Below are 25,932 nucleotides of genomic sequence, written 5' to 3'. Positions count from 1 at the left end.
ATTTGTCCCGGATAAGATATGTTACGGACCAATCAGCAATTTTTAAACTATGTAGAAAATCTTTACGAAAAACAGGAGCGTGAAGAAGATCTTATCATTAAATCATTTTTCAAAGGCGAAAAGATCTTTACTCAAAACGAAAAGCCTTCTAAAGTAATGTTGATCAGGGAAGGTATTACCAAATGTTTTTTCATAGAAGAGAACGGCAAAGAATATATTGTTGAATTCCTTGGAAAAGGGGAGATCATTGGAGAAATAGAGCTGATCAGGAATATTTCCTGCCTTTGCAGTATTGAGGCAGTAACAGATGTTACTGTATATGCTTTTGCTATACCGTACTTCAAGTCTTTAATCAAAAGCAATCTCTCACTGAATAATCATCTCCTGGATGTATTTTCTGAACGTATTGTCAATACTTCCAGAAGAGCCTCTTACCAACAGTTGTACGCAGCGGAACATACCCTGACACAGCTTCTTGAACTGCAGGCGCAGCAGAAAATTGAGATTTCAAAAGAAGATATGGCAGCTTACCTGGGAATTACGGTGAGGAGCTTGAACAGGACTTTAAAGAATTTAGAAAAATGAAAGGCCTCTTATCAATAAATTACAGTTATTGATGAATTTATGCCTGTAAGAATCATATGCTTCTTATTTTTGCACAAAAATAAAAACGGAATCTAAAAAAATGGGAGAATTGAAATTCAGGAATGCTGACCTGAAAGATTTAGAAAAAATAGTTGAGATCTATAATTCTACAATCCCTTCAAGAATGGTCACTGCAGATACTGAAAATGTTTCTGTAGAAAGCAGAAAAGAATGGTTTGAAGAACATAATCCTGAAACAAGGCCACTTTGGATCATTGAAAGCGACGATGAAACGGTAGGATGGGTAAGTTTTTCTTCATTTTACGGGAGACCTGCCTACAACGCAACCGTTGAAATGAGTATTTATCTTGATGAATCCTGTAGAGGAAAAGGTTTTGGAAAAAAAGTCATGGAATATTGTATTGACCGTGCTCCGGACTTGGGAATACAGACACTTCTTGGATTTATCTTTTCTCATAATGAAGCCAGTTTGAAACTCTTCAGGAATTTCGGGTTTGAAGACTGGGGGATGTTTCCCGATGTAGCAGTTCTGGATGGGGTAGAGAGAAGCTTGACGATTTTAGGAAAAAGAGTTGGTTAGTCTAGCATACGATGAAAAAATTATGTACGGTCTTATTCCTTGTATCTATATTGAAATAAAAATTGTGCGAAGTCGGAGACTTCGCACAATTTTTATCACTTAGTTTTAAAAGAAGGTTCCTTATCCTTTTCAATGTAGATGTAACGGCTTTTTATGCCGTTCTGAAGCATTTCTTTCTTTTTGTTAAGCTCTTCAACTGATTCTACACTTTCATTCTTAAAGCTCGTTTTCTGTCCGTTTTTTAAACTTTCTGAAAATATCCTTGCTGGGTTTTCATAAAAGTCTTGAACATACTTGTTGAATTTCTCGTTGGAAATCGGGATAGCGGACTTACCATAATGGGTTTCTATAAAATCTTTGGTTTCAACTTCGGTGTTCAGTTTTTTGTTGCTCACTAATTTATAAATGAAGTTTTTATCTGTATCTTCCAGGATAAAAATCAGGCCGGGAAGACCTCTGAATTTATACGGGCCTTCTTTAATGTTCACATCATTGGAAAACCATGCATTCCAGGTCCTGCCACCGAAATCTGTGGTTGCTTTTTGGAGTTTGTAGCCATTGTATTCCTGTGTTTCCTGAAGAAGCATCCATTTCATTTCGTCATGGGTGTTTACAACAAAGTAATCATGAAAATCTCTGTACCACTTATTATTAAAAGAATTCGGCGCTCTCTCAATCACCTGATCAGTTTTTGTGCTGTATCTTGAAACAGGTCTGTTTGCGCTTTTGTTGATGGAGTCATAATCTGCAAACGTTTTATCATAAAACTTGACTGATTTGGGACTGATATCAAGATTCATAAGATTTTTTCTGTATTCGTCTGAAGTATCTTTTCGGTACTGAAGCTCATAAATAAATCTATTGGTCTGTGACTGATAGAATGAACCTGCATATAAAGCGAGCAGGAATAGAATTTTTTTCATGATTTAAATGAAATTGTTTAATGTTTAATAAGGGTGTCAAAAATAAAAAAAACTGCGCGAAGTCTTAGACTTCGCGCAGTTTTTTTAGCAAATTTTTATTATTTAATTATGGATTCTGCTTAATTCTCTTTGCAGACATATTTAAAAATCGTTTTACGAGGAAAACAGCAGAGATTGTAAGACCCAATCCTAAAGCAATCCACATTCCGAAGGCGCCCATTTCTAAAGTGACACATAAGAAATAGCCTAAAGGGATGGTAATCACCCAATAAGCAATAAAAGTATAGATCGACGGGATCTTTACATCCTGAATACCTCTCAGCATTCCTAAAGCCGTTACCTGAACACCATCTGAAAGCTGAAATAAAGCGGCGATAATCATTAATTTTGAAGCCAGCATAATCACTTCTACTTCTTCTTTTTTAGTAAAGAAAGTAGGAAGTATATTTCTTCCAAGAATAAATACTAGACCACAGATACACATGAAAATAAAAGCTATTTTCAGGTTGTTGATCCCGACCTTTCTTAATTCAACAAAGTTCTGCTCACCAAGCTTTTTCCCGATCATGACTGTTGAAGCCACACTAAAACCGACACAAAGGTTGAACGTAAATGAAGCCATACTCAATGCAATCTGGTGAGAGGCAATATCATGGGCTGAGATCAGACCACAAATAAATGCTGCACCTGCAAAAGCAGTGACTTCAAAGAACATCTGTAAAGCTGTAGGCAGACCCAGTTTTATCATTTTGTCAAACATAGCTTTGGAGAACACCTGAATTTTTAGAGAGAAATCTTTGATATAGCGTCTTGTTTTTTTCTCTTTAACCAATACTACGTACAGGAAAACCACCATAAATATTCTGGAGATCAGTGTTGCCAAAGCAGATCCTTTTACGCCCATTTCAGGGAAGATCCAAAGTCCTTTGATAAAGACATAGTTCAGAACAATATTGATGATATTCGCAATGATTGTGGCTTTGGTGACACCTATCGTATAAGACAGCCCTTCGGAAACTTCACGAAGCGTCTGAAAAGCCATGAAAGGGATCATACTTATCGCCATAATACCAAGAAAATCTACCGTATTAGGAATGATTTTAGCCGGCTGTCCGGAATGATAGAGTAGTGGCATCGCTAAAAGTAAAAGTCCCATCAAAATAATTCCGACAGACATATTAATCACAAACCCATGACTGAATACAGAATTAATAGTTCCGTGATCCTGCTTGGACTGAGCTTCAGAAACCAGTGGCGGGATTGCAAATGAAAATCCGAGTGCCAATACAAACACTGAGAAAAACACGGCATTCCCCAATGAAACGGAAGCCAGGGCATCCGCACCTAAAAGTTTTCCAACAATAATATTGTCGAACAAATTCACCGAAACCTGCCCCACCTGTGTAAGCATCACAGGAAGAGCCAGAGTCAGGCATTCTTTCGTATAGTTTTTGTTTAAAAAGTTCATAATATTTTATGATTCATATAGAGTTTAATATTTAAAAATAGTCCAAAAAAAAATTTGCAGTAAGGCTACTGCAAATTGTTATAATATATTTAATGTTCAATTAAATTATTTCCTTACAAAACTTGCAACATCCTCCTCGGAAACAGTATTTCCACCAAGAATAATTAATCTTTCCACAACATTTCTCAATTCTCTGATATTTCCAGTCCATGAAAGAACTTTAAGCGCTTCAATCGCTTTATCATCAAATTTTTTCACAGCAGTACCATGTTCATCGGCAATCATACCGGAAAAATGGTCTACTAATAATTTGATATCATCTTTTCTGTCATCCAATGGCGGAACGTAGATTTCAATCACAGAAAGCCTGTGGTAAAGGTCTTCCCTGAACTTTCCTTCTTCAATCTCCTTCTGCATGTTTTTATTCGTTGCTGCAATCACTCTCACATCAACTTTTATTTCTTTATCGCTTCCCACGGGAGAAACTTTGCTTTCCTGCAATGCTCTTAAAACTTTAGCCTGAGCAATAAGACTCATATCTCCGATCTCGTCCAAAAAGATAGTACCTCCGTTTGCCTGCTCAAATTTTCCCTGTTTGTCTTTAATAGCCCCTGTAAAAGAACCTTTTACATGCCCGAAAAGTTCAGATTCAATAAGTTCAGATGGGATAGCAGCACAGTTTACTTCGATCATTGGACCTCTTGCACGCTCACTTTGATTGTGAATAGCATGAGCAACCAATTCTTTTCCTGCACCGTTGGGTCCTGTAATTAAAACTCTCGCATCAGAAACAGCTACTTTTTCGATCATATCCTGAATTTTTTTCAATGCAGGAGAATCACCAATCATTTGATATTTCTTGTTGACCTTTCTCTTTAAGGTCTTATTTTCAGTTTGAAGATTTTTATTTTCCTTTTTCAGACTTTCTTTAGCTAAAGCATTTTTTACGCTTGTGATCAGCCTGTTGATGTCGATAGGTTTAGAAATAAAGTCATATGCACCTTCCTTTAAACAGGAAACAGCAGAATCAATATCCGCATGACCTGAGATCATCACAAATGTGCTTTCAGGTTTTAGCATCATACTTTGCTTTAAAAGCTCAGTTCCTGAAAGTTTAGGCATTTTGATATCAGAAATCACCAATGCGAAATCTTCTTTTTCTATCTGTTTATAGCCTTCAAGGCCATCTTCAGCGATAACAAATTCGTAATCGGTAAGTTCATCAGAAAGGATACTGTGTAATACTCCCGAGATTGCTTTTTCGTCTTCTACAATAAGGATTTTTTGCATAGTTGCAAATTTAGATTTTTTGATTCAATTATTAGCAAAAACCATACCTAAATATACTATTTTGAGTAATCTCTTCTGCCGAAAATAGCAGATCCAACTCTTACAGAATTGGCACCGCATTCAATGGCAGTCGGGAAATCATCACTCATTCCCATAGATAAAGTTTCCAGGGTTTTCAATCGATTTAATTCATCAAAAAGTCCTTTTAATATTAAAAATTCTCCTTTTACCTGCTCCTTATCATCAGTAAATGTAGCCATTCCCATAAGTCCGGTAACTTCGGTATCAGGAAATCCTCCGTCAAGATACTTTTGAAACAATGCTTTTGCTTCTGAAATTTCAAACCCAAATTTGCTCTCCTCAGCAGCGATCTTTACCTGAAGAAGTACTTTAATGGTTCTTCCGTGCTTTCCTGCTTCTTTACTGATCTCTGCAAGAAGTTTTTCAGAATCTACACTTTGGATGGTGTCAATAAACGGAGCTATATATTTTACTTTATTCGTCTGCAGATGTCCGATCAGATGCCATTGGATATCCTGTGGCAGGAGTGGATGCTTCTCCATCAGTTCCTGAACTTTGTTTTCACCAAAGACTTTCTGCCCCAGATTATAAACCTCCTGAACGGCTTCAGCCGGATGCATTTTTGAAACTGCTACCAGCTGGACACCAGGCGGAAGTTGATTTTTTATCGATGTATAATTTTCTTTAAGATCCATAAATGCAAATTTCTGAATTTTAAAAGCAAAAAACTAATTAATCTGTAAAATTGTTGTGAGCTGTTGCTAATTATCAGTTTAGTATCAATGTAATATAGATACTTGGAGCATCGTTACACTGATAGATTAATTAAGAATATCATTCATTTTCGGATATTGGGAAATTTTTCTGAACACAAACTTGTTGCTTTTCTGAAGCTTCTCAATAAACATATCCAGCTCATTAATAGAATCTGCATCTCTCAGATACTGATCATGGGTAAGAAAAACTAGATGTCTTGAAGTTTTTTCGAGATCGTTAAGGAAAATGCTGTCTACTTTCCTGATCATTGCTTCATGACTTCCTTTCAGTGTCATCTTTTGAGAAGGTCTCCATTCGAGATCCCATCCGATTACTTTATAACCTGCTTTTCTGAGGCCGTTGGCTGCATCGGTAGAACTTTTAATATCAGTAACATTAATGTTGTTGAGCCTCCAGATATTTCTGCCGGGAGTTCTGGCTATTTTATCATAGAGTTTGAGGCTGTCTTTAGCAATGTCAAAATCACGGACAACCGCATCTGCATTTTTGTAAAAGTCGGTGTATTTATTGTGGGCATGGCTAAAGCTATGGTTGGCAAGTTCGATGAGGGGATTGTTTTTCAAAAGCTCCATATCATCCTTTTGTCTCTTGCTTCCATAGGCATGTTTTCCTACCAGAAAGGCCGTGGCACAAACATTTCTTTTATTTAAAATTTTAAGGAGATTTTCAGTTCCCTGGTTAGGGCCGTCATCAAAAGTAAGGTAGATAATTCTTTTATCAGATTCTACATCGTCATCATCTATTTTGGGAGCCGTTTGTACAGCGGGATGTTCCTGTAAGGTCATTTTTTCAAACTCTTTCACGTCTGTTTTGCTGTCACAGCCGTTGAATACAATTGAGGCCGCACTCATCAATGCAGTCATCCCAAGAAAAGTCATCTTTCTTGACTTTCCCCCAAATTTTTTTCTCATAAAGATAATGGAGATTTAGATAGTTAAAAATCGTTAAATTATTGCTGAAATGTTAACAAAATATATGCCAGTATTTCTTAAAAACCGGCTTTTTAATTTTATTTTAAGAACTTTATTTTAAAGGGTGTTTCAGAAAAATTAGTGGTCTGAAAATTATGTTTTGTAATTCTATAATTTTAACATTTATAATTTTGTATTTCATGTGATTTCAGGTTTTTTATTGAGGTTTCTTTATTCTTCTATTGTGAGGGAATTATTTTGTAGACACTAAATAAAAGTAAAAAAATAACACAGTATTATTACTCTACACATGGTGAAAAAATATTACCTTTCTGTTTTATAAACTAACAAAATATTAAATTTAAATTATGGCTCATTTAATTATTAAGTCAACTATAGCTGAAATGGTATCCCTTTCCTTATCAGAAATCAATGATCTCCAAACTGGTGTGGCAATTGGAGTCCAAGTATTAGGGTATCATATAAAGGGGGATACTCCAGATCCAATTATTTATTATTTGTCAACTACAACTGCTCCTGATGATGGAGGAAGTGTTATAAATGTTGGAAATTTAAAAATGGAACATAACTTTGGAGGTGAAGTGAATGTTCGTTATTTTGGAGCTAAATTGGATACAATCACGGATGACTCTAAGTCTTATATTAATGCGATAGATTATTTACGAAACAGAAATGCTCCAGGAAAGTTTATACAGCCAGTAGGTGGATCTTATGTGACGGAGGAAATTATGTTTAATTTACCAAATTCATCAACATTTATTTTTGATGGAGAATTTATACTGGGTCCACAGGCAGAGATTGTAATTGGCTGCTTAAAGAAAAAAGGTGATTCGGAAGAAGCAACCTATAATAGAAATGCCTATTCAATAGAAGGTGCCGGATTAGCTGCTTATCGTCCCAACGGGATATTCGACAGCGAGTTATGTTGTATAAAAGTTGTTGATCTGCATTCTTCGAAGGGAACTTTTAAAAAAACATACGGATCTAAGTATGGGATTATGTTTTATTCAAACTTTGGAAATGGAGGACTTTCATATAATACTTTTGTTCTGGGTTTCCATCATGATTCTAAGATAAACGTTATTCTAAAAGCTGAAGGTGGATATGTAAATGAGAATATTTTTATAGGAGGAACATTCAATCATACTTCAACTTTTCCAGGTGGTGCTGAAACAAGAAATATTATGGTTTGCCATCATGCAATTAATGTTTTAAATAATAACAGATTTATCTGTCCTTCTTTAGAAGATAATCATAAAGAAGCTGTAGCTGTTGAAATGAATGGAGAGTCTAATTTGATCATGCATCCCAGATTGGAAAATGGAAATAATACAGCTAATTATAAAATTAATTTTACAGAAAAATCTCTAAGGTGTCAGATCTTAGGAAACGGATTTAACGTTAATTCGTCAAATATTCAAGATGATGGATTAAGTAGCTATCAGACCATTACGGGAGAAGTTGCAAAAAATGCCTCCAGTTATCCAACATTGGATTTGCAGAATGCTTCGTCAAGTAACAATAATACTTTAATCTCCAGAGATTCTCAGAAAGTCATGACATTTGCTCTTGATGGGATAGGTAATATAAAAACTAAAGGTGATATTAATTACTTTGGTAATTTACTACTTGAAGACAGCGAAAATGGAATATATCGAGGTGTTTTCAGAGGAAGTGGAACTCCTTCTTTAGATGCTTTACCTGGAAGTATTTATCTTAATAGAGCAGGAGGTAAAGGGCAGTCTATGTTTTCTAAAACCAGTAATACCGACGGGACAGGATGGGAGAGTGTTCCTACAAAGGCAGCTGCAGTACCAGATTCAACGGCAACGACAATAAGTGAATTGGTCCAGGATTATAATAATCTGCTAAGTAAATTACGAGCCAGTGGAGTTATTTCTTCATAAATCATAAACATATAATAGAAAAGGCTACCTACTCAGGTGGTCTTTTTTATTGATAAAAATATCTGGCTGAATGGAGATTTCTTTATTTCCGTACGTGCTTCCGAAGATTTTAAAGGTAAACTTTTTCTCGGCGGTAATATTTTTGCGTTTTCAAAAAATACGTTTTACAGAAACTATTTTGGAGAATGGAATAAATATTCCGTCGGTGAACCGTCAATAAATGTGGACGTTTTAATAGAAAAATAGCCTTTTATTCTAAAATTCCCTTTAAATAAAGCGCATTTTTAATGGCGGCAGTGCCCCAGGTATTATTAAAAAATATAAATGCTTTTCGGTCCGAACCAGCGATTTTTTCAGCAAGAGTATCGATGAACTCAGGACTGTATTCGGATTTATAGAGAACTGGTTTTCCATGAAGTCTGTAATATAAATAATCCGGATGGTTGATGATCAATTCCTCGGGAAGGTTTCCCGGAAAGCTTACTCCAGAAAATATGATATTATTTTCTTTTAAAAGCTTGAACACTTCATCATTCCACCACGATTCATGACGAAATTCAATAACGTTTAAATAATTAACATTAATATTGCTTAAGATAAGATCAATATTTTCCTGTGATTTTTTGAAAGAAGGGGGAAACTGATACAGGAAACCTGAAAGTTTTTCTTTTAAATGAGTTTCAATATGGGAACAGAATTCTGAAATATCTTCTTTCGAATCTTTAAGGCGCTTTTCATGGGAAATTGCCTTTGGGATTTTGATGAAGAATTTAAAATCATCAGGCGTCTCATCATGCCATTTTAAAAGCGTTTTAGCCGTCGGTTTTCTATAAAATGTAGAATTGATCTCGACCGAATTGAAAACACTAGAGTATAATATAAGAAAGTCTTTACTTTGGGCAGTTTCAGGGTATAGCGACCCTTTCCAGTCGTTATTATAAAATCCCGAACATCCAATGTAAAGACTTTCTTTTTTCATAATTTTTCTATTTTAAATCTGCTTCGAGGTCCACGGAGTTTAATCTCAGTGAATTCAGAATGACAGACAGCGAACTCACACTCATTGCAGCTGCTGCGATCATAGGAGATAACAAGACTCCAAAGAAAGGATACAATAATCCTGCCGCTACCGGAATACCCAATACATTATAGATAAATGCAAAAAACAGATTTTCCTTGATGTTTTTAAGGAGCTTTTCACTGAGTAATTTTGCTTTTGCTACACCCAGGATATCTCCTTTTAATAACGTGATCTCTGCGCTTTCCATGGCAACATCAGTTCCGGTACCCATTGCGATTCCTACATTGGATTGTGCCAAAGCAGGAGAGTCATTGATTCCGTCTCCGGTCATCGCTACAATCTTACCTTGCTGCTGTAGTCTTTTAACCTCATTCAGTTTATCTTCCGGAAGACAGCCAGCTTTATAATGTTTGATTCCCAATTCGTCAGCGACAGCTTTTGCTGTGTGCTCATTGTCTCCGGTCATCATGATCACATCAATTCCCTCATTCATCAGACGCTGAACTGCTTTTTTAGAAGTGTCTTTTATTTTATCTGTAAAGCTGATGAATCCCAATACATTTTTATCCTCTGCGATATAAGAAATGGTGTGTGCTTTTGACTGTACCTCTACTGCTTTTTCTTTTAGTGCCTGAGGAACAGAAAGATTGTTGGAAGTCAGAAGATTTTCATTTCCTAAATACACTTTTTTCCCATTGATGCTTCCCTGGACTCCTTTTCCTGAAATGTTTTCAAAATGGTCTACTTTTTCTATGGTTAGATTCTCTTCTTTTGCTCTTTTAATAACGGCATTGGATAAAGGGTGTTCCGAATTTTGGTTGAGAGAAAAAGCAAGCTTTAAAAGTTCATTTTTATCCACGTTTCCTGACGTTTCTATATATTCTACAGATGGTTTCCCTTCCGTTAAAGTTCCTGTTTTGTCAGTGATCAGAACATTTACTATATGCATTTGTTCCAGTGCTTCCGCATTTTTGATGAGGATACCACTTTTTGCACCTTTCCCGATTCCTACCATCAGCGACATTGGTGTTGCAAGACCAAGAGCACACGGACAGGCTACAATAAGAACTGCCACAGCATTTACAAAGGCAAATAAACTTCTTTTTCCTTCGGGTCCGAAGAACTGCCATAATACGAAGGTGAGAACCGCAATCAGGATCACAACCGGAACAAAAACCTTAGAAACTTTGTCGGTCAGTTTTTGGATCGGGGCTCTGCTTCGGCTGGCTTCATTCACCATTTTAATGATTTGTGAAAGAAGAGTTTCATCGCCTACTTTTTCCGCTTTCATGATGAACACTTTGTTTCCATTAATTGTTCCTGAAGAAACTCTGTCATCTATATTTTTTTCTACAGGTACAGGTTCTCCTGTAATCATGCTTTCATCTACCAAAGAGTTTCCCTCCGTGATCTTTCCGTCAACAGGGATTTTTTCACCTGGTTTTACTTTCAGCAGATCTCCAATCTTTACATGGGAAAGCAAAACTTTTTTTTCTTCTCCGTTCACCATTAGATTGGCTTCGTCTGGAGAAAGATTCATCAGTTCTTTGATTGCATTTCCTGTTTTTTTATGAGCGGCAGCTTCCATAAGCTGTCCCAAAATTACAAGGGTTAAAATAACACAGACTGCTTCAAAGTACAGTGGAATTTCGTGATTGTGTCCCCGGATTTCGTGGGGTATGATATCCGGAAAAGCCAATGCCGCAATACTGAAGATAAATGCTGCAGCAACACCTAAAGCAATCAGGCTGAACATATTTAAATTCCACGTTTTAAATGAAACCCAGCCTCTCTTCAGCAGGAACCATCCGGAATAAAACATCACCGGAAGCGTTAAAGCAAGTTCGATGAATGCCTGTACTTGATGAGAAAAAGGAAAATTGATGAACATTCCCCCCATCGAAAGAATAAATACAGGAATTGTAAAGGCAAGTGAAATACTGAATTTCTTTTTTAAAATATGGTATGTTTCATCCTCTTCATCCTCGCCACTATCGGGCATTCTTACGAGATCCATTCCGCAGATCGGACAGTCTCCGGGTTCGTCACGAATGATTTCAGAATGCATGGGGCAGGTGTATTTGGCTGTTTTCTTTTCTGGATATTTTACCAGATCCATTCCACAGACAGGACATCCTACATTAGAATCGTATGTTTTATCTCCCTCACAATACATGGGGCAGTAGTATTTCCCGGCCATATCATCCGTTACATTCGGAGTTTCCTGATGGTTGCCGTGATGATGGTGATGGGAGTGCTGATGGTTTTGTGAAGAAACTTTTTTTGCAAGGTCGTCCGTGATTTCTTCCAGGTGCATATGGCAAACCGGACAGTCTCCTTTTTCTGTGTATACCTTATCTCCTTCGCAGAACATCGGACAATAGTATTTTCCTACACTTTCTTTGAAGTTTTCAGGTAAATTGGAAGAAGAATAAGTCGGTTTGTGATTAGGATCTTTAGCATGTTTTTCCTCGATAGGAACCAGATACATATTGCAAACCGAACATCTTTCACCCTGTTTGAAATAGACCTTGTCTCCTTCACATTCCATCGGACAGTAATAAACTGAAGATGGGGAAATCCTGTCCTGAGGTTTGACAAAAGCAGTTTCCGGCTTGCCGGGTTCTTCAAGTCTGTACTTTCCTATTTCTTCTAAAGCATTATTTAAAGCAGAAAGCTCAATATCTTTATCAGAAGTAATGGTTGCGGTATTGTTTTCCAGATTTACGTCGGCGGTTACTCCCTCAACGCTGTTGAGCTTTTCAGAAATTTTTTTCTGACAACCGGAGCACGTCATTCCGAGTATAGTATATTGTCTTTGCATGATCCTTGAATTTATAATGCAAATGTCCAAAATGAATTGATAAAGCTGTTATAAATTTAAGGATAATAGTTACAGAATTTTGCCTCTGTGTGTTTTGTGAGTTTGAGAAACCGAGGTTGGGGAGTCTTAGAATTTGAGGTTTGGAAAGTTTGATGTAGAATTTAATAATGACTTTTGATCCTTTATTATTGTAGTGGGTGAGCTAAACGGCTTAAATGTTTTTACGTTCAAACCCTCCAACTCAGAAGCTATCCAGAGTCTTCCTTTGATGGTCCTTCAGCTTTTTGAATTCTGTGGGAGTAAATCCTGTAATATTTCTGAATTGGGATGAGAGATGCTGAACGCTTTTATAGCCAAGCTTTCCTGCAATTTCGGTAAGGGTGAATTCATTATAAAGAAGCAGTTCTTTTACCTTTTCAATTTTGTGAAGTATAAAAAACTGCTCAAGTGTAATATTTTCATTTTGGGAAAAGGTCTTGGATAGAGCACTATAATCTTTATGAATCTTTGAACTTAAAAATTCAGACAGAAGAAAATTTTCATCGACGTCGAGCTCACTGATCTTAACGATGATGATATTTTTAATCTTATCGACAAGCTGGTGAGCAGAATCCATGATCCTTTCAAAGCCCGTTTCAAGAAGACTTTTTTCTACAGCCGCCATTTTTTCTGCAGGAATATCAGTTTCTGTCTCGATTTCTCCCAACTTGATAGAATGTATTGCTATATCTGCGTCGCTGAAAATTTTTTCCACCGCTGTGATACAGCGGTTGCACACCATGTTTTTAATGAAAATTTTCATGGCTTGCTCAGTCTGTCTTTTACAAATTCAATCTGAGTTTTCCCATGGGGGGCGGGATTTCCGTCAATGTCCAGATTAACCATTACAATCTTGTCTACGGTAATGATGGTTTGGTGAGTCATTTTGTTTCGTACATCACATTTTAAGGTAACAGATGAAGATCCGAAGTGGGTCGCCTCAATGCCTATTTCTATAATATCACCCTGCTTAGCTGAGCTTACAAAATTGATCTCTGAAATAAATTTTGTTACTACTTTGGTATTTTCCAATTGAATGATTGCGTAAAGAGCTGCCTCTTCATCGATCCACTGTAAAAGTCTTCCTCCGAAAAGAGAGTGATTGGGGTTCAGATCTTCGGGTTTAACCCATTTTCTGCTATGGTAGTTCATGTTTTAATAATTTGCTGTACAAATTTAGTGTTAAAAACTGGGTTTATCAAGTAAACAGTATTCACTAATCTGAAGGAAATGATTCATTTTCTCAATCATATTTTTTTGGAACGCATGGCTCTTACCTTTTTAACGGTATCATCATTTAAAAACTTTTGGTATTCTTTACTTTCAACAGGGAAGATGGCTACCTTACCGTTTTCATTATGATGAATACCCAATCCATAACGCTTGGCCAAAGGGGAGGACCTTAAGCAGGGTTGCCCTTTTGAAAAAAACTGAATCCTGGCATCTGGTTTTTCACTTTGCGGAATATCATTTTTTACAGCGTAACACTCAAAAATAATATCATCAGAAGAATACCGGTAAGGGTTCCGTACAATCAGCTCATACTGAAGACAGGCTAATGTCTTTATTTTCTTTTCAGGAGGTGTTTCAGCTTTCGATACCGGACAGTCTTCAGCGATTTCAATGAAAGTATTGGTGTAATTGGTGGTGTGTCTCATACTATATAATATGTAAAGGATTATGCATATAAATGGATCAGTCAAAATATTGTAATCTTACATCCAGATTACTCCCGGAATTCCAGAATGTCTCCGGGCTGGCATTCCAGAACTTTGCATATGGAATCCAGAGTGCGGAATCGGATAGCTTTGGCTTTCCCTGTCTTTAAGTTTGAGGTATTGGACAGGGTGAGATTTATCCTTTGTGAAAGCTCATTCAGTGATATTTTCCTCTTAGCCATCATCACATCAAGGTTTATTATAATAGGCATAGCGATTTTATTTGCTTATAATTGCAGTTATGGAGTGATTGCCGAATTGCTTTTTATTATGTTAACTAACTTTAACTTTAAGCGAATTTCGGGAATAATTTGTTGAATAACAATATATTATTGATGTTAGTTGATAAAATTAGCAGGTGAATTCAATAGGACGTGATAAATACTTTAAAAAAAACTTTGATTTTAAATTATTAATTGTATCTTGCATACGTTTATATTTGGAATCAATATTTGTTCATTAATTTATGTTGTTTTTCTCTTATATATCAAATTTTTATTAATTTTTAATTTTTATTTAAAATGAACATTTTTGTTTCAAACATCAATTACGCAACTAAAGAGTATGAGTTGCACGATCTATTCGCAGAATTTGGTGATGTATCATCAGCTAAAATCGTTACAGACAGAGAAACTGGCCGTTCAAGAGGTTTCGGTTTTGTAGAAATGGGTGATGAAGAAGGAAAGCAAGCTATCGAAGCTCTTAACCAGAAAGAATTCAACGGAAAAGAGTTGAACGTATCTGAAGCTAAGCCAAGAGAAGAAAAGCCAAGAAGAAGCTTTGACAACAACAGAGGAGGTGGTTACGGAGGAAACAACAATAGAGGCGGCGGTAGCGGCTACGGTGGTGGAAACAACCGTGGTGGTAACGGTGGCGGAAATCGTTGGTAAAAATATAGAGCGGCTTTTTAGCCGCTTTTTTTATGCATAATTTGGTCTCTTTTTAAAATACGCTGTATTTCCAGCTTCTTTTAGAAAGGGACTTTTTGTATAAACGATATGGCTGAGCGTGAATTCGTGAATACTTATTATTATAACATTCCAATGCATGTTTTTGTACTGAGAGGTTTCTGTGAGATGGTTCTATAAAAAAGACCGTCTCATAAATGTATGAAACCACCATAGGAGGTTTATTTCTCTTTGATAAGCAGTGCTGCACTTTCGTAGTAGATATTGTATTGCTGATTATTGGAAATCTTCTCATTTGAAATACTTGGGAAAACAATCTTAATATGGTATTTTCCAAGATTGTCTTCTACAGAAATTTCTTTCAGTTGTAAAGTTCCGTTCTTGCGTTTATGATCTTCAAATAGCCTGTTGATTGCCGGAATTGCCTCTACTTCTACTTTTGAATTGAGAATGTTCTTGAGGGTTTCTGAGTTGTTTATCAGTTGGTTGTCAAAGTTAAATGTGTCACCATTGAATTCACCTGCTTCCTGATTGTAGCTGTTGAAATTAATTAAATACTGGTAATCATCAATTTGTATTCCTTTGGTTTTAGATTCTAAAACAAGTCGCTCAGAATTTGATGCATAAGGGATTTTGTCAACATAGGTAAATGCATTTCTGATACTGTTGTTAATTGACCAGGAATGGCGTTGATTAAAATCTTCAGGTAAAAGATCCCGTGTTTTAGCATCGACCAAATTCAGTGAAAAATTTTTCTGTTTCCTTTTTGCAAGGAATTCAAATTTATCAGCAATGTCATCAACAACTACATCCGATATTTTTTTTGAAAATTTATTTTTATCCAGCAGCATGACCAGCTGTTTCTGCTGGCTTCTTTTTACCACGCTGAATGCATTGAAATAGGGGGCAATTAAAGAGAACAATCCGAAGGCAAATAAGCTTACCGGAATAAATTTTATATTTGCTTTTTTGTTCAATATAAAAATAAGTAACGACGCTCAATAGCCATACAGCCAATAGCCATACAAGATATCCGGGCTCTTTATAGTCATACTCTAAGATTCTTTTAAATACGGCTGTAAACAACAATTAATGGAACTATCTTGTAGTAAAATACTGCCGGAAATTATTCTCCTTATTTCTTTTTTAAAAATGCAGCAAAGGAAACCAGTAAATGTGAAAGGATGAGCGTAATGGTAATTATGAGGCCGTGTACCCCGGTAAAATCATTCTCTTTCTGAAGGAGGATGAAAAAAACAATCAAAAAACAGCTTGTCCATTATCTCCAGTAAAAATCTTTTCCCAATTCTTTGGGATAGGACTTTTAAGGCAAACACCAGGCGGATTCCAAGACAGTAGCACACTGTAAACTTAGATTGGGTAAACAAAATTCCCTTTCATACTTGGTGTTCACTTAAATAGCCCCGATTGAGGAGAGCAGGGCCATTAATAATTTCCAGGAATTTTGTTTTCATGATTTGTGTATTTTGTTTTTTATTCTTTTTTCTTCTTTTTCTTCTTGTCTTTATCCTTTTCCTTTTCTTTGTCTTTTGATTTGACTTTTTTAACCTTTTTAGGATTTAAAACCTCTTCTGCGTACTCAAATTTTGGTTCTTCTGTTTTTGAAGGAACAATCTCAATTTTCAGATCAAAATAACTTTTCAGATCGTTTTGTGAAATTAATTTTTCATTAAATAAAAATTCCAAAATCTCCTTTCCTGAGTCATTAAAGAAATTATGGGAAAGCTCCTTCAGTAGAAACTTTCTGTACTCCTCGGAAGGAACTACAACAGTATATTTAAATATTCTTCCTTCTTTTTGAGTGGTAATATATCCTTTTTCCACTAATATTTTCAAATAGGTAGAAACGGTATTCTGGTGGGGTTTAGGTTCTGGATGCTGCTCCATGATGTCCTTAAGGTAAAATGATTCAAGCTTCCAAAACAGCTTCATAAAGTTCTCCTCAGCAGCGGTAAGATGATTTATTTTCATAGAATGTTCTTAATGTTGAAATTGTATATTGCAATAAAGATAAATAAAAGATACCAGAAATGCTATTCCGGCACCCATAAATACTTCCTTTACCGTATGTCTTTTTAAAATTATTCTTGTAATTCCTACTAAAGCAGCTATTACCAGCCATATCAATCCAGCTTTCCAGTTCAACGTAAAAAATAGTGCAGCTACAAACACATTAAATGCAGTATGCATAGAACTCTTGATGAAAAAATTACTGATTTGCATCGTAAAAATTAAAACTAGAATAAATAGCATCACAAGATCGATATATCCATTTTTGAAATAGTTGAAAATGAGATAAATAATTACACAGGAAGCGATAAAAATATATAATGTTTTTCTCTGAACACGATCGGAAACATCCATATTCGTATATCTTTTTGTTTTTACATTCCACACCAGCCAGATCACGACCGGAACAATAATCATTAATAATATGGGAGCAAAATAAAGAATAGAGTCTTTCAGGGAATATTCTCTTATACTCATATAGATAAAGAAAATAAATAAAGAAACGAGTGGATTGAAAAAATCTGAAATGACTTTTGAAATTTTATGTACCAGTAGCGGGTGTTTTTCTTCCATGTTCAAGTTTAAAATTCAAATATAACACTATAAGCAAAAAAACAATTAGTATGTATACGATAAAAACAAAGTTTTTTTTATAATTTTGCTCAAATATTCATCATAAAAAAGCAAGAGCTAGCACATGAAAGAATTTTCTAAAGAGGTATACCTGAAGTGGTATGAAGATATGACAATGTGGAGAAGGTTTGAAGACAAATGCCGTTCTCTTTATCTAAAACAAAAGATCAGAGGTTTTTTACATTTGTATAACGGTCAGGAAGCTATCCCTGCCGGCTTCACGCATGCAATGGATTTAACGAAGGACAGTATGATTACTGCTTACAGATGTCACATCCATCCAATGGCGATGGGAGTTGATCCTAAAAGAATCATGGCTGAACTTTGCGGTAAAGCTACCGGAACATCTGGAGGTATGGGTGGTTCTATGCACATTTTCAGTAAAGAACACCGTTTCTATGGTGGACATGGTATCGTAGGAGGACAGATTCCTTTGGGAGCTGGAATTGCTTTTGCAGATAAGTATTATGACAGAAAAGCTGTAAACATCTGCTTCTTCGGAGACGGAGCAGCAAGACAGGGATCGCTTCATGAAACATTCAACATGGCGATGAACTGGAAACTTCCTGTAGTATTTGTTGTTGAAAACAACCAGTATGCAATGGGAACTTCTGTTAAAAGAACAGCTAATCACGAAGATATCTATAAATTAGGTTTAGGATATGAAATGCCTTGCCTTGCAGTAGATGCAATGGATCCTGAGAAAGTAGCTGAAGCTGCTTATGAAGCGATCGAAAGAGCAAGAAGAGGAGATGGGCCTACTTTCATTGAAGCAAGAACATACCGTTACAGAGGACACTCTATGTCTGATGCAGAACCTTACAGAAGCAAGGAAGAAGTAGCAGTTCACAAGAATGATGACCCTATGGAGCTGGTAAAACATAGAATTCTGGAGAACGGATGGGCTACCGAAGCTGAATTGGAAACAATAGACAATAAATCAAGAGATTTTGTCGATGAGTGCATCGAGTTTATGGAAAACTCTCCATATCCGGATGTAGATAAAATCTATGAATATGTTTATGCTCAGGAAAATTACCCATTCTTAGATAAATTAGAAAACTAAAATAATTTGCTGATTCGATGATAGATGATGTGTTCATTCGCTGTTCACTGTTCTTATCATCACATCATCATATTAACAAATTAATACAATAAATTATGGCAGAAGTAATTACGATGCCCCGCCTTTCAGATACTATGACGGAAGGTAAAGTGGCAAAATGGCATAAAAACGTAGGAGATAAAGTAAAAGAAGGAGATATTTTAGCCGAAATTGAAACAGATAAAGCTGTTCAGGATTTCGAATCTGAGATAAACGGAACTCTTTTATACATTGGTGTAGAAGAAGGCTCTGCTGCTGCTGTAGACTCTGTTTTAGCCATTATCGGGGATGAAGGAGAAGATATTTCAGGATTAACAGGCGGAGCTGCTGCTCCTGCCACAGGTAGTTCTGAAGAAAAAAAATCAGAAGAAGAATCGAAAACAGAAAACAATTCTACAAGTGTTGAGCAGACTACTACAGAAGTTCCTGCAGGGGTAGAAATCATTACAATGCCCAGACTTTCTGATACAATGACAGAGGGTAAAGTAGCAAAATGGCACAAGAACGTAGGCGATACAGTAAAAGAAGGTGATCTTCTGGCTGAAATCGAAACAGATAAAGCTGTTCAGGACTTTGAATCTGAATTCAATGGAGTACTATTGAAGCAAGGAGTAGAAGAAGGCGGTGCAGCTCCGGTAGATTCAGTATTGGCTATTATAGGTCCTGAAGGAACGGATGTTTCTGCAGTGGGTGCTCCAAAAGCTGCTGCTCAGTCCACTGAAAAACCTGCTGAACAGAAAACTGAAGCTAAAGCAGAAGAAAAAGCATCACCTGCTGTAAGTTCTTCATCTTCAGAACGAGTAGCGATTTCTCCATTAGCTAAAAAAATGGCTCAGGACAAAGGTGTTGATATCAACAGCGTAAATGGTTCAGGAGAAAATGGAAGAATCGTTAAAAAAGATATCGAAAACTATCAGCCTTCTGAGAAAGCTCAACCAGCGGTTTCTGCTCCGGCAGCAGCTCAGGTTGCATTGAGCTTTGTTCAGGGTGAAGATACAGAGACACCCAACTCTCAGGTAAGAAATATTATTGCAAAACGTCTTGCTGAAAGTAAATTCTCTGCACCTCACTATTACCTGATGGTTGAGATCAATATGGATAAGGCGATTGAAGCGAGAAAAGAGATTAACTCTTTACCTGATACTAAAATTTCCTTCAATGATATGATCATTAAGGCAACTGCTGTAGCTTTAAGAAAACACCCACAGGTGAACTCAAGCTGGGCAGGAGATAAAGTAATCCACAGAGGAAACATCAATGTAGGTGTAGCTGTAGCAATTCCTGACGGTTTAGTAGTTCCTGTACTTAAAAATACAGATCAGATGAACTATACTCAAATTTCAGCGGCAGTGAAAGACATGGCTTCAAGAGCAAAAAGCAAAGGTCTTAAAGCTAATGAAATGGAAGGATCTACATTCTCTGTGTCAAATCTTGGTATGTTCGGGATTGAAACTTTTACAAGTATCATCAACCAGCCGAACTCTGCCATCCTTTCAGTAGGAGCGATCATTGAAAAACCAATTGTTAAAAACGGTCAGATCGTAGTAGGAAATATTATGAAACTTTCATTAGCATGTGACCACAGAGTGGTAGATGGCGCTACTGGAGCTCAATTCTTACAGACTTTAAAAACATATCTGGAAAGTCCATTAACCTTGTTACTGTAACAGTCCGGATTGTAAAATATTAAAACCTCTCACTTTGAGAGGTTTTTTTTATACGCTTTCGCTAAAACCAATTTTTATAGTAAAATCTGATTTTGCTATTTAATTTTCGGCCTTATGTATGATATTAAGTTTTTTTTATCTTGGCTATAAGAATGTTCAAAAATATCTACACATTCTGCCTTTCAAAATACCAGCATTTACTAAATTTCCCTGTCAAAAATATTACTAACATATAAGTTTTATGGCTGGATTTTAAAATCAAATTACTATTTTTGAAGTATGATTAAAGCAAGTAATATCCATAAATCTTATGGGAATTTGGAAGTATTGAAAGGAGTTGATATCCACATCAAAACGGGCGAAGTTGTTTCTATTGTGGGCGAATCGGGAGCGGGTAAGTCTACACTTCTTCAAATCTTAGGTACCCTGGATCTTCCAAGCAATTCCAATAAATATAATACGGAAATTAGCATTGCCGGGGAGTCCTTTATTAATATGAATGACAAGCAGCTTTCGAAATTCAGAAACCAGAATATTGGTTTTGTATTTCAGTTTCACCAGCTGCTTCCGGAATTTACAGCTTTAGAAAATGTTTTATTGCCAACAAAAATTGGAGGAGCGAATGAAAAAGAGGCTTTGGAAAAGGCTTATGCTTTATTCGAAGATCTTCGAATAGAGCAAAGATTAAATCATAAACCCAATCAGTTATCAGGAGGAGAAGCACAGAGAGTAGCAGTAGCCAGAGCTTTGATCAATTCTCCAAAAATTATTTTTGCAGATGAACCAACAGGAAACTTAGATTCAAAAAATGCTGATGATCTTCACAGATTGTTTTTTGATTTAAGAGATAAATACAACCAGACTTTTGTTATTGTAACACATAACCCAAACCTTGCAGAAATTACAGACAGAAAACTGGTAATGAAAGATGGAATGATCATTGAATAAAATTTCCAACACACTGATGAAAAAAAATATCCTGATATTGCTTTTAATGATGTTCTGCTCTCAAGCTGAATGTCAGGAAAATCATATATCTGCACTTCTTCCCGAAGCAAAGATTTTAGAAATTAAAAATTTTGTCAAAGGAAAAAATTATAATCAGGATATTGCTGTTTTTATCAATTTTAAAGTGCAGTCTGGAAAATACAGGTACTTTGTTTACGATTTAAAAAATAATAAGATACTGCAGAAAGCAATTGTTTCTCATGGTTCAGGTTCGGTAATTCAAAACTCACAGAGTCTGAAATTCAGTAATACAGAGGGCTCATATCAATCCTCGCTTGGGAAGTATGAAATCCTGAATAGTTATAATGGTAAATTTGGGAAAGCTTACCGCCTAAACGGTTTGGATGATACCAACAGTAATGCCATGCAGCGAGCCATTGTACTGCACTCTTTGGGTTGTGTTCCGGATCAGGAATTGCAAACCCCCGCCTGTTTAAGTTTAGGATGTCCCATGCTTTCTTTCAATGCATTGACTGAGACTGCAAAATATTTCGACAAATCAAAAAGAACAGTAATTATGTACGCATTTTACTAACTTTATAACCCTATTTGATAAAGACCACTCACAAATGACCATAAAATACCTTGCAGAAGACGACAGACCCAGAGAAAAATTTTTACTGAAAGGCAAGAATTCACTTTCTGATTCCGAACTTCTGGCTATTATTATGGGAAGTGGAAGTCGGGATGAGAGTGCATTGGAACTAGCAAGAAAAATCATGACATCGGTAGACAATAGCTGGCACCAGTTAAGTCTTCTTTCCAATAAAGATCTGATGAAATTCAAAGGAGTGGGTGCTGTAAAAGCTGTGTCTATTATTGCTGCTTTAGAGATAGGGAAGAGGAGGGCAGTTCAGGAAATCCCCGAGAAGCCAATAATCTCCAATAGTAAGGATGCTTATTTTATCCTTAAAAACCAATTATCAGATTTAAGAACAGAAGAATTTTGGGCTTTGTTTTTAAACCAGAGTAATAAAGTCATTCATATATCACAATTGACGCAGGGCGGAATAAGCCAATCCGTTGTTGATGTCAGAATTTTATTTAAAACGGCTTTAGATTACTTTTCAACAGGAATCATTATTGCACACAATCATCCCTCAGGAAGTCTGAAAGCAAGCAAAGAAGATATCTGTATAACCCAAAAAATAAAAGAAGCGGGAGCATTATTAAGTATCCAGCTTTTAGACCATATTATTGTTACTGAAGATGCCTATTTAAGTTTCTCAGATGAAGGATTATTATGATTAGAAGAGTGAAATATAGCGAAATCAATTTCGAAAAATATGGTGCCTGTGTGGAAAACTCGGCGCAAAGGAAATATTCAGCATCAAAAATATTTTTAGATGTTACTGCCAATAAACTTTGGGATGTTTTGGTGTATCATGATTATGAGGCAGTCATGCCTGTTCCTTTTATATACAAAAACGGGGTTAAAATCGTTCATAATCCTTTGATATGTCAGCAACTTGGTGTATTTTCACCTAAAGACGATCAAAATATTAATGAAAAATTTCTCCATTTTCTGTGTGAAAATTATCTGATCAGAGTTTATTATTTTAATGAAACGAATAAATTTTATACAAAACTCAATTCAAAAAAGAATTTTATTTTGTATCCTGATGATTATGCTAATGTTTTTGCGAAATATTCTCCAAAAAGAAAAAGGAAGCTTAGGCTCGATGATGAGATCAGTGATAATTCTGAAATCAGAGAGGTGAGTTATGTGGAAGCTAAAAAATTTATAGAAAATCATGTAGTAGGACTGGATAAAGAAAATGATGCAGTGGCTTTACTAAATACTTTTGAAATATTTTATTCATTAAAGCGTTTAAAATTTTTAGCTTTTTATTACCATCAGGAAATGACCAACGTGATTGCTACCTATTCGGACTATGATACAATTGCTCTTTTAGGAAATTTCAATAATAAAGAATATATTAAAATGTCTGGCGCATCTGTACTTATAGATCATGTCATCAAAGAAAATATTGGAAATCATATTTTTGACTTTGAAGGAGGAAATCTTCCTGGTATCGAAGAGTTCTTCAGAGGCTTCAGACCAGAATTGAAGCCCTATGCAACGATCGAAAGTTCAAAAAAGACACTGATCAAAAATTTTCTGCCATTTCTCATGAAAGGAAAGCTTTTTTAGAATAATTATCATGTAGAATTTGTTATTTAGAATCATTTTAATTTAATATTATTCCTTACCTTTATAAAGTATTATTACTAACCATCCAGCTATGCTAAAGCAAATCCGTCAATATAAACTACCTTATATTATTTATAATTTTTTTAATAAAAAAAAATTGCATCATAATATACCTTTGTATAAAAAATTCGGCATAAGCAAAAATTACTTCTCTAGTATTTCCAGTGCTGATTTTGCACATCTTCCGGCTTCCGAAAGACAAATTGGCAAGGACAGAATTACCAATACTGAATTCTATCAACAGTTATCTGCTGAAAATAAAGAAAGTGCCCTGAAGTACGAGGAAAATGGGTATATGACAGTCAGGAACTTTATCACAGCAGATGATGCCGACAAAATCAACAGCGAAATAGAAAAGCTGATGGAGGACGGAACTCTTAAGTTTATTTATGGAGGGAAATTAATGTTTGCTATTCATCATTCTGAGATTATCAGAAATATAGGAAATGATAAAAAATTATTGAATTTTCTTTCCGTACTTTTGGATGGAAAGGCCAAGCTATTTCAGAGTATCAACTTTATCAACGGAAGCCAGCAGAAAACTCATTCCGACAGTATTCATATGACAACTTATCCTTTGGGAGGGTTATTGGGTGTCTGGATTGCATTAGAAGATGTAGATGAAACGAATGGAGCATTACATTACATTCCGAAAAGCCATAAGCTTCCATATTTTCTTAATTCTGATTATGATAATGAAGGAGATGCTATTCGAATCGGTAAAAAAAGCTACAGAGCTTATGAAGAATTTTTAGAAGATAAGGTCAAGGAATTAGGTCTGAAAAAAGAAATTTTTAAAGCTAAAAAAGGAGATATGCTGATATGGCATGCCAACATCCTTCATGGCGGCGAACCTCATACTGATAAGAACAGAACCAGAAAAAGCCTTGTGTATCATTTTTTTGATGAAAATAGTGTGTGTTATCATGAGGTTACCCAGAGACCTGCGCTTTTTGTACTTTAACCAAATGGATTTTTCAAATAGTATACAATATTGTAAGGAATAAAACAGTTGAATAATAACAGTTGGAAGAATAGTTTTTTTACTTTTGCATTCTTATGGCATAAACATAATGCAAATGGAGAAAACTAAGAGGATTCTTATTTTTATATTTTCAGTCTACCTATGTGTGATGTCATACTATCTGTATACTCATCAGTACTACAATGTTGATATAGAAGCCTATGTTGGGCTTATTTACAAAGCAGAATATCCTGAGATGAAAATAGAGGATGTTCATAAAAAAGTATATACAGAACTCAAAGGAACCAATCCGAAGATTTTTGGAATTACGCCTCAGGATGAGGAAATTGCAGTTGGAGAGAACACGTATTATAAGATTTTGTCAGAAAATCCTAAAGCCTATGAAGAGGAACTGCAGCTTTTTTCAGTAAAGCCTTTTTATAATTTTGTCAACTGGATGTTTTTTAAATTGGGCTTCAAAGCTCCAGTCGCTGTATCTTTAACTTCTATCTTTTCTTTTGTTGCCATTTTGGTTTTAATATTCAGCTTTCTGATTCAGATTTTAAAGAATTATCCGTTGGCTTTCATCTTAACAGTTTTAATTTCTTTATTCAAACCGCTTCTGGAGGCCAGTAGACATGCTTCAGCAGACAGTTTGTCGTGTTTGTTGCTGTTGGTGAGTTTTTATATTTTTGTGGTGAAAAAAAATCATCTTTGGGCTACGGTTTTTGCAATGCTCTGTATTTTGACAAGACCCGAATATTTTATTCTGTATTCATTTCTTTATATTTTAATTTATTTTTACAGAAACAGCCTTCAGCTTAGTCGCTCGAAACTATTGATGTCTTATGGATATATTTTTCTTTCTTTCTTTTTGATTCAGTATTTTAACCAGATTTCTTGGTCTACTTTAGTGATGAATCAGTTTACAAAAGTTCAGATTTATCCCATATCAGATCCGGATCCGTTTTACTTTCCGGATTATCTGAATTATGTTAAGAAAGTAATAATGCTGGATTTTAATGGCTCGTATTTTCCAATTTTATTGTTATTTATTGTGATCATTCTGGCTAATAAATTTTCGGTGAATAGCAGGAGAAGCTGGTTGCAGTCTTTGTTCTTTGCAACTATTTATGTTTCTGTTTTCCTTAGATTTTTGATTTTTCCGAGTTTGGCCAACAGAATGATGATCGGTTTTTATCTCCTCATCATCCTTTCCCTGATTTATATTCAAAATTCTAAGACCGATATATTCAAAAACTCTTTAGAAGCCGGAAAATAATTAGTAATTTTGC

The 25,932-nt window shown here is 35.6% G+C and carries 26 protein-coding genes; 12 read left to right on the top strand and 14 right to left on the bottom strand.

Going from position 1 to position 25,932, the window contains the following annotated elements; genetic code table 11:
* The first annotated feature begins 18 nt into the window (after positions 1 to 18).
* Positions 19 to 585, top strand: a complete 567-nt coding sequence (locus IW16_RS24135) for a Crp/Fnr family transcriptional regulator (protein WP_034750842.1) — start codon at positions 19 to 21, stop codon at positions 583 to 585.
* Positions 586 to 685: 100 nt separating this feature from the next.
* Positions 686 to 1,186: a GNAT family N-acetyltransferase gene (locus tag IW16_RS24130; RefSeq protein WP_034750841.1), complete on the top strand. Its 501-nt coding sequence runs from the start codon at positions 686 to 688 to the stop codon at positions 1,184 to 1,186.
* A gap of 95 nt (positions 1,187 to 1,281) precedes the next feature.
* Here the strand turns inward: IW16_RS24130 and IW16_RS24125 are convergent, their stop codons facing one another.
* The 5 genes from IW16_RS24125 to IW16_RS24105 form a co-directional block, all read right to left on the bottom strand.
* The gene (locus IW16_RS24125) at positions 1,282 to 2,109 is read right to left on the bottom strand and encodes a GLPGLI family protein (protein WP_034750839.1); all 828 of its coding nucleotides are present in this window, start codon (positions 2,107 to 2,109) and stop codon (positions 1,282 to 1,284) included.
* Positions 2,110 to 2,215: 106 nt separating this feature from the next.
* Complete coding sequence (locus IW16_RS24120; RefSeq protein ID WP_034750837.1) at positions 2,216 to 3,577, bottom strand: MATE family efflux transporter; 1,362 nt, start codon at positions 3,575 to 3,577, stop codon at positions 2,216 to 2,218.
* Positions 3,578 to 3,682: 105 nt separating this feature from the next.
* On the bottom strand, positions 3,683 to 4,867 hold the full coding sequence (locus tag IW16_RS24115) for a sigma-54-dependent transcriptional regulator (RefSeq protein WP_034750835.1): 1,185 nt from the start codon (positions 4,865 to 4,867) through the stop codon (positions 3,683 to 3,685).
* A 56-nt stretch (positions 4,868 to 4,923) separates the two neighbouring features.
* Entirely contained in the window at positions 4,924 to 5,583 is a 660-nt protein-coding gene (locus IW16_RS24110) for a YggS family pyridoxal phosphate-dependent enzyme (protein ID WP_034750832.1), read from the bottom strand.
* A gap of 126 nt (positions 5,584 to 5,709) precedes the next feature.
* Positions 5,710 to 6,576 (bottom strand): polysaccharide deacetylase family protein, encoded by an 867-nt coding sequence (locus tag IW16_RS24105; protein WP_034750829.1) that lies wholly within the window; start codon positions 6,574 to 6,576, stop codon positions 5,710 to 5,712.
* 368 nt (positions 6,577 to 6,944) lie between these two features.
* Here IW16_RS24105 and IW16_RS24100 point away from each other — a divergent pair, with 368 nt between their 5' ends.
* Positions 6,945 to 8,504: a hypothetical protein gene (locus IW16_RS24100; RefSeq protein WP_034750827.1), complete on the top strand. Its 1,560-nt coding sequence runs from the start codon at positions 6,945 to 6,947 to the stop codon at positions 8,502 to 8,504.
* 250 nt (positions 8,505 to 8,754) lie between these two features.
* On the opposite strand, the gene IW16_RS24090 is transcribed toward IW16_RS24100, so the two are convergent.
* The 6 genes from IW16_RS24090 to IW16_RS24065 all read right to left on the bottom strand — a co-directional run bounded on the left by IW16_RS24090 (position 8,755) and on the right by IW16_RS24065 (position 14,318).
* The gene (locus tag IW16_RS24090) at positions 8,755 to 9,483 is read right to left on the bottom strand and encodes a DUF72 domain-containing protein (protein WP_034750822.1); all 729 of its coding nucleotides are present in this window, start codon (positions 9,481 to 9,483) and stop codon (positions 8,755 to 8,757) included.
* A 7-nt stretch (positions 9,484 to 9,490) separates the two neighbouring features.
* Positions 9,491 to 12,349, bottom strand: a complete 2,859-nt coding sequence (locus tag IW16_RS24085; RefSeq protein WP_034750821.1) for a heavy metal translocating P-type ATPase — start codon at positions 12,347 to 12,349, stop codon at positions 9,491 to 9,493.
* 241 nt (positions 12,350 to 12,590) lie between these two features.
* Positions 12,591 to 13,151 carry a helix-turn-helix domain-containing protein gene (locus tag IW16_RS24080; protein ID WP_034750818.1) on the bottom strand — a complete coding sequence of 187 codons (561 nt, stop codon included), beginning with the start codon at positions 13,149 to 13,151 and terminating at the stop codon, positions 12,591 to 12,593.
* Complete coding sequence (locus tag IW16_RS24075) at positions 13,148 to 13,540, bottom strand: acyl-CoA thioesterase (protein WP_034750815.1); 393 nt, start codon at positions 13,538 to 13,540, stop codon at positions 13,148 to 13,150. The genes IW16_RS24080 and IW16_RS24075 overlap by 4 nt, the downstream gene beginning before the upstream one ends.
* A gap of 95 nt (positions 13,541 to 13,635) precedes the next feature.
* Positions 13,636 to 14,046, bottom strand: a complete 411-nt coding sequence (locus IW16_RS24070) for a DUF6157 family protein (RefSeq protein ID WP_034750812.1) — start codon at positions 14,044 to 14,046, stop codon at positions 13,636 to 13,638.
* 68 nt (positions 14,047 to 14,114) lie between these two features.
* Positions 14,115 to 14,318, bottom strand: coding sequence for a helix-turn-helix domain-containing protein (locus IW16_RS24065; protein ID WP_034750809.1), 204 nt, complete (start codon positions 14,316 to 14,318; stop codon positions 14,115 to 14,117).
* A 309-nt stretch (positions 14,319 to 14,627) separates the two neighbouring features.
* Here IW16_RS24065 and IW16_RS24060 point away from each other — a divergent pair, with 309 nt between their 5' ends.
* Positions 14,628 to 14,996, top strand: a complete 369-nt coding sequence (locus tag IW16_RS24060) for an RNA recognition motif domain-containing protein (protein ID WP_034727704.1) — start codon at positions 14,628 to 14,630, stop codon at positions 14,994 to 14,996.
* A gap of 239 nt (positions 14,997 to 15,235) precedes the next feature.
* Here IW16_RS24060 and IW16_RS24055 read toward each other — a convergent pair whose 3' ends face one another.
* The 3 genes from IW16_RS24055 to IW16_RS24045 form a co-directional block, all read right to left on the bottom strand.
* Entirely contained in the window at positions 15,236 to 15,991 is a 756-nt protein-coding gene (locus tag IW16_RS24055; RefSeq protein WP_034750806.1) for a hypothetical protein, read from the bottom strand.
* A gap of 517 nt (positions 15,992 to 16,508) precedes the next feature.
* A complete protein-coding gene (locus IW16_RS24050) occupies positions 16,509 to 17,006 on the bottom strand; it encodes a BlaI/MecI/CopY family transcriptional regulator (protein ID WP_034750803.1) in 498 nt (165 codons plus the stop codon).
* Positions 17,007 to 17,015: 9 nt separating this feature from the next.
* Entirely contained in the window at positions 17,016 to 17,618 is a 603-nt protein-coding gene (locus IW16_RS24045) for a phosphatase PAP2 family protein (RefSeq protein WP_034750800.1), read from the bottom strand.
* A gap of 124 nt (positions 17,619 to 17,742) precedes the next feature.
* Here IW16_RS24045 and pdhA point away from each other — a divergent pair, with 124 nt between their 5' ends.
* The 8 genes from pdhA (at position 17,743) to IW16_RS24005 (ending at position 25,919) form a co-directional block, all read left to right on the top strand.
* Positions 17,743 to 18,744 carry a pyruvate dehydrogenase (acetyl-transferring) E1 component subunit alpha gene (gene pdhA / locus IW16_RS24040; RefSeq protein ID WP_034750798.1) on the top strand — a complete coding sequence of 334 codons (1,002 nt, stop codon included), beginning with the start codon at positions 17,743 to 17,745 and terminating at the stop codon, positions 18,742 to 18,744.
* Between the two features lie 95 nt (positions 18,745 to 18,839).
* Positions 18,840 to 20,450, top strand: a complete 1,611-nt coding sequence (locus tag IW16_RS24035; RefSeq protein ID WP_034750796.1) for a pyruvate dehydrogenase complex dihydrolipoamide acetyltransferase — start codon at positions 18,840 to 18,842, stop codon at positions 20,448 to 20,450.
* A gap of 279 nt (positions 20,451 to 20,729) precedes the next feature.
* On the top strand, positions 20,730 to 21,398 hold the full coding sequence (locus IW16_RS24030) for an ABC transporter ATP-binding protein (protein WP_034750793.1): 669 nt from the start codon (positions 20,730 to 20,732) through the stop codon (positions 21,396 to 21,398).
* A gap of 16 nt (positions 21,399 to 21,414) precedes the next feature.
* Entirely contained in the window at positions 21,415 to 21,993 is a 579-nt protein-coding gene (locus tag IW16_RS24025; RefSeq protein ID WP_034751386.1) for a murein L,D-transpeptidase catalytic domain-containing protein, read from the top strand.
* Positions 21,994 to 22,027: 34 nt separating this feature from the next.
* On the top strand, positions 22,028 to 22,705 hold the full coding sequence (gene radC / locus IW16_RS24020; protein ID WP_034750790.1) for a RadC family protein: 678 nt from the start codon (positions 22,028 to 22,030) through the stop codon (positions 22,703 to 22,705).
* Positions 22,702 to 23,613, top strand: coding sequence for a hypothetical protein (locus IW16_RS24015; protein WP_051890704.1), 912 nt, complete (start codon positions 22,702 to 22,704; stop codon positions 23,611 to 23,613). The genes radC and IW16_RS24015 overlap by 4 nt, the downstream gene beginning before the upstream one ends.
* A gap of 157 nt (positions 23,614 to 23,770) precedes the next feature.
* Positions 23,771 to 24,637: a phytanoyl-CoA dioxygenase family protein gene (locus IW16_RS24010; protein WP_228376989.1), complete on the top strand. Its 867-nt coding sequence runs from the start codon at positions 23,771 to 23,773 to the stop codon at positions 24,635 to 24,637.
* Positions 24,638 to 24,752: 115 nt separating this feature from the next.
* Positions 24,753 to 25,919 (top strand): hypothetical protein, encoded by a 1,167-nt coding sequence (locus IW16_RS24005; RefSeq protein ID WP_131327979.1) that lies wholly within the window; start codon positions 24,753 to 24,755, stop codon positions 25,917 to 25,919.
* Positions 25,920 to 25,932: the final 13 nt, after the last annotated feature.

The organism is Chryseobacterium vrystaatense, from assembly GCF_000737765.1.
Lineage (GTDB): Bacteria > Bacteroidota > Bacteroidia > Flavobacteriales > Weeksellaceae > Chryseobacterium > Chryseobacterium vrystaatense.
The sequence above is the reverse complement of the archived record's forward strand: the minus strand, read 5'-3'. Positions and strand labels throughout refer to the sequence as shown.

Excerpts from the sequence above, each read along its gene's own strand:
- IW16_RS24135 (WP_034750842.1), top strand. The coding sequence starts at position 19 with ATGTTACGGACCAATCAGCAATTTTTAAACTATGTAGAAAATCTTTAC.
- IW16_RS24130 (WP_034750841.1), top strand. The coding sequence starts at position 686 with ATGGGAGAATTGAAATTCAGGAATGCTGACCTGAAAGATTTAGAAAAA.
- IW16_RS24125 (WP_034750839.1), bottom strand. The coding sequence starts at position 2,109 with ATGAAAAAAATTCTATTCCTGCTCGCTTTATATGCAGGTTCATTCTAT.
- IW16_RS24120 (WP_034750837.1), bottom strand. The coding sequence starts at position 3,577 with ATGAACTTTTTAAACAAAAACTATACGAAAGAATGCCTGACTCTGGCT.
- IW16_RS24115 (WP_034750835.1), bottom strand. The coding sequence starts at position 4,867 with ATGCAAAAAATCCTTATTGTAGAAGACGAAAAAGCAATCTCGGGAGTA.
- IW16_RS24110 (WP_034750832.1), bottom strand. The coding sequence starts at position 5,583 with ATGGATCTTAAAGAAAATTATACATCGATAAAAAATCAACTTCCGCCT.
- IW16_RS24105 (WP_034750829.1), bottom strand. The coding sequence starts at position 6,576 with ATGAGAAAAAAATTTGGGGGAAAGTCAAGAAAGATGACTTTTCTTGGG.
- IW16_RS24100 (WP_034750827.1), top strand. The coding sequence starts at position 6,945 with ATGGCTCATTTAATTATTAAGTCAACTATAGCTGAAATGGTATCCCTT.
- IW16_RS24090 (WP_034750822.1), bottom strand. The coding sequence starts at position 9,483 with ATGAAAAAAGAAAGTCTTTACATTGGATGTTCGGGATTTTATAATAAC.
- IW16_RS24085 (WP_034750821.1), bottom strand. The coding sequence starts at position 12,349 with ATGCAAAGACAATATACTATACTCGGAATGACGTGCTCCGGTTGTCAG.
- IW16_RS24080 (WP_034750818.1), bottom strand. The coding sequence starts at position 13,151 with ATGAAAATTTTCATTAAAAACATGGTGTGCAACCGCTGTATCACAGCG.
- IW16_RS24075 (WP_034750815.1), bottom strand. The coding sequence starts at position 13,540 with ATGAACTACCATAGCAGAAAATGGGTTAAACCCGAAGATCTGAACCCC.
- IW16_RS24070 (WP_034750812.1), bottom strand. The coding sequence starts at position 14,046 with ATGAGACACACCACCAATTACACCAATACTTTCATTGAAATCGCTGAA.
- IW16_RS24065 (WP_034750809.1), bottom strand. The coding sequence starts at position 14,318 with ATGCCTATTATAATAAACCTTGATGTGATGATGGCTAAGAGGAAAATA.
- IW16_RS24060 (WP_034727704.1), top strand. The coding sequence starts at position 14,628 with ATGAACATTTTTGTTTCAAACATCAATTACGCAACTAAAGAGTATGAG.
- IW16_RS24050 (WP_034750803.1), bottom strand. The coding sequence starts at position 17,006 with ATGAAAATAAATCATCTTACCGCTGCTGAGGAGAACTTTATGAAGCTG.
- IW16_RS24045 (WP_034750800.1), bottom strand. The coding sequence starts at position 17,618 with ATGGAAGAAAAACACCCGCTACTGGTACATAAAATTTCAAAAGTCATT.
- pdhA (WP_034750798.1), top strand. The coding sequence starts at position 17,743 with ATGAAAGAATTTTCTAAAGAGGTATACCTGAAGTGGTATGAAGATATG.
- IW16_RS24035 (WP_034750796.1), top strand. The coding sequence starts at position 18,840 with ATGGCAGAAGTAATTACGATGCCCCGCCTTTCAGATACTATGACGGAA.
- IW16_RS24030 (WP_034750793.1), top strand. The coding sequence starts at position 20,730 with ATGATTAAAGCAAGTAATATCCATAAATCTTATGGGAATTTGGAAGTA.
- IW16_RS24025 (WP_034751386.1), top strand. The coding sequence starts at position 21,415 with ATGAAAAAAAATATCCTGATATTGCTTTTAATGATGTTCTGCTCTCAA.
- radC (WP_034750790.1), top strand. The coding sequence starts at position 22,028 with ATGACCATAAAATACCTTGCAGAAGACGACAGACCCAGAGAAAAATTT.
- IW16_RS24015 (WP_051890704.1), top strand. The coding sequence starts at position 22,702 with ATGATTAGAAGAGTGAAATATAGCGAAATCAATTTCGAAAAATATGGT.
- IW16_RS24005 (WP_131327979.1), top strand. The coding sequence starts at position 24,753 with ATGGAGAAAACTAAGAGGATTCTTATTTTTATATTTTCAGTCTACCTA.